Here is a 14,076-nt window from a genome sequence, read left to right as displayed (position 1 = left end):
TTCTCACCTACATATTGCATAGATTCCTGCATAGGAATGATAGCTCCCGCTTTGATAAATATCGGCATCATATCCGGTGGTGTAAGGAACGATTTATATTGTCTCCCTTCAATCTTTTCTCCTGTCCAGAAATCATACCATACTCCACCGGGAAAATATACCGGACGACTCAACGCCCCCTTGGTAGTAACCGGGCAAACCATCATGGAAGGCCCAAACATATATTGGTCACTAATCTGATAGACATTCTCGTCCTGAGGATAATCCATTACCAAAGCCTTCATAATGGGACGATGATCCCGGTACAGGCGAAAAGCATTAGAATACATATAAGGCAGGAGAGAATACCTCAAAGAATCATATTTGATAAAATTTTTCAAGGCATCTTCCCCATAGGTCCAGGGTTCATGATAGCGGGGATGATCCATTCCAAAAAGAATGGCAACCGGACTGAACATACCAAATTGTACCCAGCGGTTATACAAATCCGTATCATGAGGAGAATATTGTTCAAAGCCGCCCATACAGTGCGACCAATAGCCAATTCCAGACATAGCTATATTAAGTCCGCCCCGGATAACCGGTTCGAACCATTGCCACTCGCTTCCCCAGTCTCCAGCCCAGATAAAAGGATAGCGTTGTACACCGGCATACCCCTCACGTGTATGATTCAGTCCACGCATTTTATTATATTCCTGAAACTTCAAATAAGGGGCTTTTGCATAAGCTATCGGAAACAAGTTATGTAGTTCCGCAGGCTGAAAGCCATCAACCGATTCAGCAGTTGCAGGGAAACGTAGCACACCTCCACAATCCGTCTTCACAAACTTAATTCCCATAGAAGCTACACGCATAACAGCATTATCCCACCACCAGTCAACAGCTTTCTCATCGAAGAAATTCACAATACCGTTGACATTAGTTTCAGGATGCAATATATTTCCTAAATGACGGGCGGAGTCCAGCAGGTTTACCTGAGTTCCATTATCCAGGATAGAACGGATATGCAGTCCCATCATACTTACATTCATTCCATAAATAGAATCAATCATGGCTTGCGGATTTCTGAAAGTATTCCGCCACTCAAAAGAAGCACCTCCATTACCGAAAATTGAGTTAAAATAGCGCCAGGTAGAGTCCAACCAAAGCAGATCAAACGGTATTCCTTCTTTCCGTAAACGGCGGCACAATTCTACCGGATATTTATCCGAAGTACATTGCTCATTCTTCCAGGTTCCGCCGGAATAAGTTCCAACATGAAGTCCGTATGCCGTTTTAGGAAGCATAGGATTACTTCCCGTCAATTCGTTATAGGCACTCAACATGGAATACATATCCGGGCCATAAATGAAATAATAGTCAAGCCCTTCCCCTCCATTGGTTCCATAAGTAAACTGGTATCTGTTGCTCCACCCCATATCCCATTCTGTCGGATAGGCTGTATCCAGAAAAATAGCATATCCTCGGGTACTCATATAAAACGGGACCGGACAATAATTGGCACGTAGAATATCCTTTCCACCGACTGCGGGTTTCGGACCTTTTCCTAATTCGCAATTCAAATACAGTCGTTTACCGCGCTGATCCAGAAAATCCATACGCTCACCGAAACCAAAGAAATGATCTTCAGGAAAGAGCGTACAGACATTCCGGGGAGCAGTGCATGTATCTGCATTCGCATTCAGTGTATAATCTTTCTCTTCATATAAAACTACCCCCTGTTTATTCATAACAACTAATCGCAAGGGAGAATATACCAATAGGACTTTTAAACTATCTGTCTGCAATTCAAGTCCTCCTTTCACTTCTTTCAGATTGTAACGTACTGATGACCAGCCTTTCTTAATTACAACTAAGTCATTCTCCTTCGGAAACACTTCCGAAGAATTCTTGGTGAACCGTATGATACTTTCGCTACAAACACGGATACGCAACATTTCATTTTTCCCTTTATACACTACTTCATTACCTTTACAGAGATAATCCGCAGCATATATATTAACAAACAGACCTACTGCAAACAAAAATAATATCAGTCTATATACCATATTTCTCATTACTCAATACTTTTATTATTAAATGTTGTATTTACAAATTCCACCTTCTCAGCTCCTACTATTTTATTAAGCTCCGGTGTCTGAATTCCCTTCAACCGGCAATTCTTCAGCCGGACATTGAAAATAGAGATCCGATCTTCAAAACCCTCTATCAATATTCCGTAGCTACTCTTTTTACAGGTCACATTTTCAAGATAGATATTTCGGAACACTGGATTATAAGGACCTGATTGCACTCTTTCATACTGCAATTCCAGACGCAACACGGCCTGTTTACATTCACCAATACGAATATCACGTGCATAGAACCCATCTACCACTCCTCCACGCAAAGCATTAGATTTTATACGTAAAGGTCTGTCCATGCTAGGACTATCCATTACGCAATCCCTCACCCATACATCATAGCAACTGCCGGAAATTTCACTACCAACAGCAACTCCAGCATGTCCATCACGCATAATACAGTTACGTACAATGATATTGCGACTCGGAAGGTTCCAAGTACGTCCGTCATTGTTTTTGCCCGATTTAATAGCTACACAATCATCCCCATTATTAAAATCACAAGATTCTATCAGTACATTCTCACAAGATTCCGGATCGCACCCGTCATTATTCGGCCCGTGACTATCAAACTTCACCCCTCTCACTATCACATTTTTCGATAGCAGAGGATGCAGCATCCAGAAAGGAGAACGAATGATAGTCACTCCTTCTACCAGAACCCGGTTACAGCGATAGAATTGAATAAAGGGAGGCCTCAACTTATCATTAACAGAAAAGATACGTTCGTCCAAAGAAATCCGGTTTTGTTCCATCCAAAGCAACTTATCCTTCCCTACCTTGGCTTCCGTATTTTGTTCCGAAGAAGATTTCCTCCCCTTCCAGCTCCACCAGTTATCACGCGAAGCCTGTCCGTCTAAAGTTCCGGCTCCCGTGATGGCCACATTCGTTTGCCCATTGGCATAAATCAAGGGAGACAATGTCCGGCAATCCACTCCTTCCCAGCGAGAGACAACAACAGGCAGATAATCTTCCGGAGAAGTTAAAAAACGCAATACAGCCCCTTTCTCCAGATGCAGGTTGACGTTCGATAATAGATGGATTGCCGCCGTATAATATTCTCCTTTCGGTATCACGACACGCCCACCACCATCCGTATGGCAAGCCTGAATAGCAGCTTTCAGAGATTCCGTTATATTCTGATTCTTTTGTGCGCCATAATGAGAAATTACATAATCCTGATTGCGAAAAGAAGTGGTTTGAATGAAACCTGCTACCTGTCCACAATACTTCCAGAGATCACTTTCCCGTTCACATAAAGCTATATCATTGATTGTCACCCCTTCATTCCGATTTCCTTTCACCCAAATATTTTTTGCTATCCGGTCACCATTACATATCACACGATTACCCGTCAGCCTTTTGGAATTATACACTTTCAGCGGAACAGAATCATTCGTTTGAATCGTAACTCCTTCCATACGAACAGCTGTACACTCGGAGAAAACTCCTCCTTCCACAGCATGTATAGTAACATTCCTCAAAGTTATATCCGAAATATTCTGTTCGGGCAACCCATCAAACAATAAAGCTCGCCCTGCCTGATAGCAATGAACGTCACTAATGTGAATATGGTCAAACTTCGGCGTTTTCTCCGTTACAGGCGGTATTGTTTCCATACTGCCTTTCAAGGCATCCTCCATTGCTTCTACCGCCGACTTCCCCTGATAATACATATCAAACAGAATCGGCTCCGCAGCTATGCCACACATATACACATTCTGTATATAGATATCCGACACATGTCCGCCACGTTGACGGTTACTTTTGAAACGCAATCCCGTATCCGTATTCAAGAATTTGCAATTACGCACCAGAATGGAATGTACTCCGCCCGACATTTCACTGCCAACCACAAAACCACCATGACCGTGAAAAACTGTACAATCTTCCACTACCACATTCTTCGCAGGCATTCCCCGCAAGCGCCCGGCTTCATTCCTGCCGGATTTTATACAAACAGCGTCATCACCCACATCGAATGTGCTTTGCACCACTAATACATTCTGGCAAGATTCAATATCCAGTCCGTCTCCATTCTGCGAGTTCCATGGATTGCGTACGCAAACACCATCTACAATCAGATGCTTACACAACTCAGGGTGCAGGTTCCAGAAAGGTGAGTTTTGAAAAGTTACTCCTTGTAGTAATACTCGTTCGCAGTGGTAAAGATGCATTAGTTCAGGTCTTACATAATCCTTCAACCGTACCCACTCATCCGGTGTATTATATTTATGAATAATATTCTCTTCACGCCTAGCATATCGCTGCACATCGTCAGCCATAGGATACCAAATCGTCCCGGCATCATTCAACACTCCACTTTTCCTTTGCAGGTGTTCCCATTCATCAACCGTCACTTTATTTTTCCTGACCGGTCTCCAGTCCTGCCCGCTACCATCAATCACCCCTTCTCCGGTTATCGCAATATCCGATTCGTTATAAGCACTGATCGGACTTTGAAGTTGCCTATAGAAAACTTCCGTAAAGAATGTACTTCGCGAAGGATAAGACCAAAAATCAGAAGTGAAGATGAGCAACGCATTTTTCTCCAGATGTAACTCAATATGACTCTTCAACCGTATAGGACCGGTCAGCCAGATACCAGTAGGAACTACCAACGTTCCTCCTCCTTTCGCTGACAAATGTTCAATAGCTTCCCGGAAACATTCGGTATTCAATGTTATGCCATCTCCCACTCCCCCATACTCTGTTAATGAAATCCGGTTCCCAGGTATATCGGGTAACTGAAGCTGTGGCATATCAAACGGCAAGTGATGCAAAAAACGGGAATAGTCATTTCCTGCAGACAGGACAAACCATCCCATCCAACATAATATATATAATATAAAGCGTTTCATATTCCCGACATTTTAATCATCATACCTGATTCGTCCCTTACCAAAAGCTACCAGATCTGGCAAATCATAATATCGCAGAACTCCGTAAATCATATTCGAAAACATGTCTTTCTGCAATGGAGAAGTCATAAACTCCTGATAAGACTTTATACTTCTTCTGATTATCACCTGGCTAATCCGATCATCCAAAACTGCCGCATGCATGGCAACCGGTCCATACAGTCCTGCCGCCCGCAAACTTATTACATGCTCCCGGGTATGTTCATTCGTCGAAACAAAATCCAGCAACGTCAACAAATCCGCAACCCGCTGACCGATCAGAGGTTTGCCGATATGCAAAGAAGTCATTGCTGTCCGGTATTCCCGGTTCCAATACTTCGCATCGTTATATTGCTCTGGATCTTCTGTCTCCCCAAATCCCCGCAAGTCTACTGCAGCCAGAATTCTTCCGTTATTAATGTATTCCTGAATATTATCCTGGGATCTCAGGAAATGATCTTTTCCCATATCATCCAGAACGATATCAACCTGAGAATCCACAGTCATTTTATCTGGCACAATCAGAATACAGGGAATGGGAATCAATCCTTCACGAATCAGCTCATAATGATATTGAGTATATCCACGCTGAATATAAGTATGAGTCAGATTCGCTGTCAACCTATTCCTTCCCACATCCGGCAATTTCAGCAAAGAAGAAATACCTTCCCTGATCTTTTCATACTTCTGTGCCATAAATTTTCCCCGTTCGGAAGAAAGTTGTTGTGCACGATGCAAATTCTCTTCAGGAATACTCACAGCATCCTTATAAGAAGTTATGACCTGCCCTGTTAAGGTACAGTAAGATTGTTCCAGCGTAAACGGATTTTCTTCCTTATCAATTAGTGGAGAATCATCCTGAGCCAGCCAATGCTTGAACCAGGTAACCAATTCATTCCGTTTTTCTTTTCCCAAGCCATGTCCGGTTTCCACAACCAACTGCTTCACTCTTTCGGGCACACCGAGTATTTTATAGGATTCTTTCAACTGTTCTACTCCCTGCATGGCTCCCCATAAGTCAACAAAGTCATATCTACCGCTTAGAATCAAAATTGGAGCAGGTGCTATCATCAAAGGAAAATCGGCTAATTCTATTCGCGCCAGCCCTTCGTGCGGTACGTGTTGACACCCATCAGAGGGTCCCTGCAGTTCCAATGTACGTTCCCGTTCAGAGAAATAACTGCAAATAGCCGCTACTTTTACCCGCGAATCCAGACCTATCAGATAGGCAGTTTCGGTTCCTCCACCTGAACTGCCCCACACTCCTATTCTGTCGGAATCTATATCTTTCCGGCTTACCAGATAGTCAATAGCTCTATGGTTGTCCCAACATTGAAGGGCAGCCAGACTTGTGCCGACTACATTGCAACTTGCATTCAACAGCGTATGTTCCGTAGTCGCCCCACGAGTGAGATATTCTCCTTTATCATTCATGAATTGCCAGCGTTCCCCTTGTCCTATAGGATCTACCACTAACGTTGCAATTCCATTCCGGGCCAATAAAGCCGGTGTAGCTCCCGGTTTCTTGCCATACAGCCCATGCCCGCACAAAGATACCGTCACCGGAAACTTTTCTCCCTTCTCCGGTAAATACAAATTAGCCGTAACATAACGTCCTGGTATACTCTGAAAAACCAATTTCTCCATCCTAAATCCATCGGCGTACAGTATCCCCGTTATCGTGGCATTCAATGACGTCTTTTCTGGGAAATCTCCCAGTATATTCAAATAACGGTCACGCACCTCCTTACAGTATTTTATCATTGCTTCCAGTGAAGTCTGAGCCTGCATCAATTCCTGTCTCCGATTCTTGAACTGTTGATGCACATCACGCATCAGGAAAGAATGAAAGGCTGTAGGTGTCTTCCAACTTAAAGCCCTGAAGGGATCCTGGCTATATAGAAATCCCATATTCAGGCAACAAGCCGTAACTATTGTAAAAAACTTTATCTTTTTTATATGATTCATCTTACTCTAATTTGAGATTCTTTATCTTGTCTATTTACGCGAATGGTCATCAACTGCGTGGCAGGATCATATTCCCATCCTTCCCCACCGGATTTTTCCGTTATAACATCAGCTCGTACTAGCCGGACACCATTGTAGCTTACTTCCACAGGAACCGTATTTCTATACATCTGTATCAAATAGCTGTTCACTTTATTCCGATAGGCCTTACATTGAGGTGTAATTGTAAACTTCCATTCGCTGGCTCCCCATTCACTACTGAAACGCACTAAAGAGTAGACACCCCGTTGATAATCCATAGTCTCCCCGTCATCGTCATACCAGTCAAAAGAGGAATTCCCCCCTGGATAGACCTGAAGGATCAGTTCTCCAATAGATTGTTCTCCAATGTATTGCACCACTTTTTGCATAGGAATAATCGCCCCGCCTTTCACAAAAAGAGGTAATTCATCCACTGGAGTCAAGAAAGACTTATATTGCTTTCCCATAAAACGTTCATTACTTCCAAAACGGAACCAGATTCCTTCCGGAAAATAAATAAAACGACTTAAAGCACCTTTTACAGTAACCGGACAGACCATTATATGATCTCCAAACAGGTATTGATCCGTCACAGAATAAACGTTGTAATCTTTAGGTGAATCCAACAGAAGAGGGCGCATCATCGGTCGTCCCGTCTGGTACATCTCATATCCCGTACTGTAAATATAAGGCAGAAGTGCATACCGCAAGGAATCATATTTTATGAAATTCCTCAAAGCCTCGTCACCATACGTCCATGGTTCATGATAATGCGGATGATCCATCCCTACCAATATGGAGACCGGACTAAACATACCGAATTGTACCCACCGCATATACAGTTCCGTATCACGTGGAGAATATTGCTCAAAACCGCCCATACAGTGTGACCAATACCCCACACCGGAAAGGCCGATATTCAACCCGCCTACAATCATGGGAGCAAACCACTGCCACTCGCTTCCCCAGTCACCCGCCCAGATAAAGGGATAACGCTGAATACCTGCATAGCCTTCACGGGTATGGTTAAAACCACGCAAACCACTTTTCTTCATATAGTAATCATAGGGAGCAGCAGCATAAGCCAGTGGAAACAAATTATGATCAGACTTCGCCTTAACAGCTTCTTCACCCTGGACATCAGAAGAAACAGTCAGTGCACTACCGACATCAGTCTTCAGAAACCTGCAACCTATGTCCGCAAGCTTCGACACGGCATTTTCCAGCCACCAGTCACTTGCCTTGCAGTCAAAGAAGTTAATCAACCCCTCCTTTTTAGCACCGGGATACAGCACCCCCGCTTCACGCGCTTCGTCCAACAGATGTAAAGAATCTCCATTATCCACAATGCTACGAACATGCAAGCCTGCCATCACATGCATGTCTTCAAGTTTCTGGAACATTTTCCGAGGATTATCAAAAGTCTCACGCCACTCAAAGGTAGAAGCTCCGTTCCCTCCAGATTTAAACTTACGCCAAGTGGAATCCAACCACATCAGATCGAATGGGATCCCCAGCGAGCGCATTTTCTCTGCCAGTTGAACCGGATAACGGTCGGACGTCTGATCTTCATGTTTCCATGTTCCGCCAGAGTAAGTACCCAAATGCAGTCCGTAAGCCTTCTTGGGCATCAAAGGAGATTTCCCTGTCAGAGAAGTATAACAGTCTATCAGATGATAAAAATCACCATACAGAAAATAATAATCTAACTCACCGTTTTCTGCAGAAAAAGAATAGGTATCGGGCGTACTTTCACCCATATCCCAAGTAGTAGGATAAGCAGTATGAAAGAAGATGCCATACCCCGCACTGCTCATGAAAAAAGGAACCGGACAATAATTGGCTCTCAGGACATCTTTATTTCCCACAGCAGGCTTCGGTCCGTTACCTCGTTCCACATTCAGGTAAATCTTCTTCCCGCGCTGGTCGAAAAAGTCCATACGCTCTCCAAAACCAAAGAAATGTTCATCCGGTAGCAGACGACAGTTATTGTACACACTGTTACCGTCGTAATGCATGCTAGATAGTTCTTGCCATACCGAGTGTCCCCGATTATAATGTATCCTTACAGAGGCATCACTCTTCGACAAACAAACCTCCAATGAATCCGTCTTTATCCTGTAGTCCGATTCATTTTCCGTCAACGAATAACTCACCCTTTCCCACTGATAGTTTACCACCATCCAGGGCTCATTTTCTTCAAAAAATAAGGAACGGCTTTTGGTGAACCGGACCATATCCGGAGAACAGAGTTGCAAACGCACACTCCGCTCCCCGTTAGTCCATACACATTCATTCTTTTTTTTATGCTTGAGCACAAAGGAACCAGCCCACAATGAAGACGTGCCCCCCAATAAAAGAATAGAAAGAATATAATATCTCATAGCCCCATTAATAACCATAATCATTCACCAAATAACCCAGTTGAGTATCCAAATCGCTCTGAAAGATAGGCCAATACTGACGCGTATCCGGATCTGCCAGATAAAAATACTGCAGTCTCAGATCTGAAATAGCCGCCTGTTGCCAGTTCACTGTCGCCCAGTCGTCACCTTCTGGCACCACATTCTCGCCTTTATTAAAACCATAGAATTCAAGAGTTTCCTTATCAGATTTCAAACGATAATATAACGTCCGCGGCAAAGCTGCATAATCTCCTTCATAATTTCTCAAAGCCGTCATTTTCCGCTTGGTGTCCTGTACCTTCTCACCCAGCATATTCCAACGGATGAGATCTTGCTTCCGTAACATCTCACCGGCAAACTCAAATTTCCGTTCATCAACAATAGCCTTAAACACTTGCTCTTTTGTAGTTAAAGCCTCCAGATAGTCATCTACTTTGATCTTCCGGTCACTTTCCGGGAAAGCCCGTTCACGGATGGGTCGCATATAGTTCTTTGCTCCGTCCTTATCGCCCAGTTCATTCAAAACTTCAGCCAACATCAGATATACATCTGCATAGCGTACGTAAATCTGATTCAACCCGTCATCTCCTGTCACCAACCGCACTTCAGCTGTCCACTCATACCGGTATTTTCCGAAGTTCCAGCCTTCTTTCTGATCAACGGCACTCGTACGGGTCACTTGCGCTCCCTTTTCCCATTTATAGGGTACACAAGTCACGTCACGACGCATATCACTTTCGTCATAATCGTAATACAAAGTAGGTGTAGGCACATTCTGACCTCCTTTTTTTGTTGTTGAAATGTATTTGCTCTTATCATAATGATAAACAGCAAAATGCTGCATCATACGCCCGCGTCCATCAGCAAAAGGTATCTCAAACAAGGATTCTCCGCCGGCTGCAATGTAATCCTGACAGTTATTCTTGAATATCTGCATAAAAGATTTTTCCAAGGTACACTTCTTGCTATTGATGATATCTTCTAGTTCTTTTTTGGCAATAGGATATAATACACTTTTCTGCAAGTCGGGATCATTGCTTAACCGCAATTCGCTGCCTTTATGGTCATTTTCACTCAGCGGACGCTGTGAATAACCGGAAGCCATCAAACATAAACGGGCTCTCAAAGCTTTAGCATAAGCCTTATTGATGCGTTCGGAAGTCGAGGTCCTTTCACTGTCATTTGGCCACGGCAGGTAGTTTTCCGCTTCTTCCAGATCATCAATAATTCGTTTATAAATAACATCACGATCAGACTTCTTCATATAGATAGTAGCATCCGTTACCGGTTCGAAACGTGCCGGAACGTCTCCCCAACCACGGATCAGATCATAATAAAAAGTTGCCCGCAGGGTCAGTGCCTCTCCATAGAAATATCCCATCAAGTTATCGGGCGAAGGGTTACCATACTCTTCTATTCCTTTTAGGCACACATTAGCCGCTTCAATAGCATTATAGAAACAAGTCCATGTATTGGGATCTTTGGTTCCCGACATTTGTGAATTGGCAGGTGATGACGAATAAGTACAGAGGGATGCCTGATCCGTCAGTTCCACCGAATTAAACATCTCACAGTCCGTATTCATTCCATAATAAGGCTGAAACCGCCCTCGGTGCGAATTAGTCTGTGCAAAGAAACTGTAGATATCAAAAATCATATTTTCTGTCAACTTCTCATTAGAGAATACGATCTCCTCCGAAAAGGAAGATTTTGAAGGTGCGGACAGAAAATCGGAACAGGAACTGAACAGCCCTATCACAGAACAGACAAGCAAATATATTATCTTCTTCATAATCTTTATCTTAGTATAGTTATACATCATCTTAGAAACTCAAATTAACCCCAAAGGTATACTGCCGACTCTTCGGATAAGCAGAATAATCCACTCCTGGGGTCACTCTGTAATTTCGGCGTGTATCGACTTCCGGATCGAAGCCTGAATAGTTTGTCAGACAAAACAGATTATATCCGGTAAAATAAACCCTCAGATTACTGATATAAACCTTCTTCAGTAGGTTCTGCGGTAATGAATAACCAATCGTCAACGTATTCAACCGCAGGAAAGAACCATCTTCAACCGCCCAGCTATGGAATACCGATTTCTTCATGAAAGGTGACCACATAGTAGTCGATGCATTCATTTCCGTCAACTTGGCAGGATCATTACAGATCGTTCCGTCAGAATTGAGATTATTCCAGCGTTTCCCTTCCGCCATGGTAGTAATCATATTGCGGAACTCATATTTGGTTGGTGAAGTAAACTCAATCTTATCCGCATTATATATATCATTTCCATAGCTCCACGTAAAATTGGCACTCAGGTCAAAACCTTTATAATAGCCAGAAAGAGTAAAACCACCTGTATGCACCGGATTTGCATCTCCTATAATAGTCTTGTCATCTTCGGTAATGGCATGGTCATCATTCAAATCTCTCAGTTTTAGTCCACCCGGACGTACAGCATCAGCACCAATCACCTCACTGGCATCGGAAACTCCGTCTTTCAGCACCCATTTAGTACCGTCATATCCCACAAAATCATCTACTTCATAACGTCCTTCCGTTATAAAACCATACATCTGACCAACAGCATAACCTGGCTTTACAATATAATCGGCACCAACTTCCGTGTTCTGCCAGCTGGTAGCTACTGTATATCCATTGGTAAGATTACCTAAATCTATAATCTTATTCTTATTGAATCCTATCACGAAAGACAAATCCACACCATAATCTTTCTTATGAACCGGTGAGTAATTCAGGGTCAGCTCAAGGCCTTTATTCTCCGTCTCACCTACATTACGATACTGTGTGTTATAACCGGACCCCATAATGGAAAACTCCATCAAAAGATCTTTTGTATTATTCTTATATAAATCCAATGAACCATTCAATTTATTATTGAAAAAGCCGAAATCCAAACCGATATTTGCAGAGTAAGTAGATTCCCACTTCAGCTTTTCATTATTCAGAGTCGTACCAGCTGTCCACCAAGTATCTGTAATATTCAGCCACTTCTTTTGCTCGGCTACACCGAATATCTTAGAAGTCTGATCGGCTGGAATATTATTATTACCGGAAACACCATAACTCAAACGCAACTTCAGGTTGGATAACCAATCTCTTTTGAAGAATTCCTCTTCCGACAGACGCCAGGCCAAAGCCCCTGAAGGGAAGAATCCCCACTGGTTACCTTTAGTGAACTTACTGGAACCATCAGCACGTAATGTAACAGTTGCCAGATAACGTCCACTATAACTGTAATTGAAACGACCGAAATAGGACAATAGCTTATCATCGGGATAGTAAAAACGTCCGTATCTGACAGGATCACCCTCACTAGAAAATCTGAATGCTTCATTAGCAGTAAAGAAGTTGGGTAAACCTTCATACCTGGCAGTTAGTTTGTCAGACTTAGTGATCATCATTTCCTCACCCAACAATACATTCAGAGAATGCTCCTCAGGCAGGAATTTCTTGAAATCATAATTCACCGTATTCGTATTACGGAACACCCGTGAATAGTAATTGGAAACCTGTACCAACGGCTGTCCTACATTCTCAGGAAGTGCATTCGATTGTGATTCGGAAGTAGTACTGCCATAGAAGGTATTCAGTTCATTCCGGTTTTCATCCAAGCCTAAATCTACCTTCAGATTCAGATTATCCAAGATTTCCCATTTGAAAGCCCCGTTCATATTGTAGTTCAACCGTACACGGTCTTTATAATTATCTTTCAGGGATGTAATCGGATCTTTCAATCCGTTATCCAGTTCATCCGTATCAATAATATCATCAACTGCATTAGTCAGATACGGCATCTGAATCACAGAGTGCTTTATTCGTCCAAAGGAGTTGGAAGGTATGGCATCTGTCCCTCCAGTAGTAGTCGTCATACCATCTCCTTTTACTACTGTGCGAGCATATCTTGCCGAAAAATCCAACTGTACTCTTTTACTGGCTTCATAATTCAACTTTAAGGAAAGATTATCTCTCTTAAAATTAGACATCTGGAGAATTGCCTTATCATCAACATGTGCATAACTAAAGTTGAAACGGGTTTTCTCATTACCGCCTGTTACACTCAGGCTATGATTGAATGTCGTTCCGGTACGCCCGAATACCTTATCCTGCCAGTCGATTCCTTGGACAGACTTATATTGTGACAGTTCATCATATGAACCGAACAAGTCCGTAAACTGTTCTTGGATGTTGCGTAGAGAATGCAATTCATATTGCCATTTCATATAATCATATACATCCAGCACTTCCATCTTCTTGGCAACCTTGCGCATACTGTAATATGCATTATAGTTCACAGAGATTTTTCCTTTCTTCCCGCTCTTAGTAGTTACAAGCACAATGCCATTGGCACCTCTCGAACCATAAATAGCTGTAGAAGAAGCATCTTTCAATACGTCAATGGATTCGATATCCGTAGCTGGGATATCAGAAATACTGCTGACGGGAAAACCATCCACAATGAATAAAGGGGTATTATCACTGGTGATAGAACCACCACCACGTACTCTAATTATTACATCCGCATCGGGATTTCCTTCCGGAGTAGTGATTTTTACACCGGCTAGTTTACCAGCCATAGCCTCGACAGGCGAAGCCACCGGAACCGATGCAATGGCAGCATTATCCAACGAAGCT

The 14,076-nt window shown here is 42.9% G+C and carries 6 protein-coding genes; all 6 read right to left on the bottom strand.

The genetic code is table 11. The annotated features are described in order from the left end of the window. A partial coding sequence (locus BACCELL_RS12500; RefSeq protein ID WP_007212169.1) for a glycoside hydrolase family 31 protein occupies window positions 1-2,057 on the bottom strand: 2,057 nt, incomplete at its 3' end. Further along, window positions 2,057-4,984, bottom strand: a complete 2,928-nt coding sequence (locus BACCELL_RS25740) for a glycoside hydrolase family 28 protein (RefSeq protein ID WP_081450815.1) — start codon at window positions 4,982-4,984, stop codon at window positions 2,057-2,059. The genes BACCELL_RS12500 and BACCELL_RS25740, both read right to left, overlap by 1 nt. A gap of 12 nt (window positions 4,985-4,996) precedes the next feature. Next, the gene (locus BACCELL_RS12490) at window positions 4,997-6,991 is read right to left on the bottom strand and encodes an alpha/beta hydrolase family protein (RefSeq protein ID WP_007212167.1); all 1,995 of its coding nucleotides are present in this window, start codon (window positions 6,989-6,991) and stop codon (window positions 4,997-4,999) included. After that, window positions 6,988-9,396, bottom strand: coding sequence for a glycoside hydrolase family 31 protein (locus BACCELL_RS12485; RefSeq protein WP_149949126.1), 2,409 nt, complete (start codon window positions 9,394-9,396; stop codon window positions 6,988-6,990). Before BACCELL_RS12485 ends, BACCELL_RS12490 begins: the two co-directional genes overlap by 4 nt. Before the next feature lie 7 nt (window positions 9,397-9,403). Beyond that, window positions 9,404-11,209, bottom strand: coding sequence for a RagB/SusD family nutrient uptake outer membrane protein (locus BACCELL_RS12480; protein WP_044153980.1), 1,806 nt, complete (start codon window positions 11,207-11,209; stop codon window positions 9,404-9,406). Between the two features lie 31 nt (window positions 11,210-11,240). Then, window positions 11,241-14,076: SusC/RagA family TonB-linked outer membrane protein (locus tag BACCELL_RS12475; RefSeq protein WP_007212164.1), on the bottom strand; the 2,836-nt coding region annotated here is incomplete at its 5' end.

This window comes from Bacteroides cellulosilyticus DSM 14838 (assembly GCF_000158035.1).
GTDB lineage: Bacteria > Bacteroidota > Bacteroidia > Bacteroidales > Bacteroidaceae > Bacteroides > Bacteroides cellulosilyticus.
This window is presented reverse-complemented; position numbering and strand designations above follow the sequence as displayed.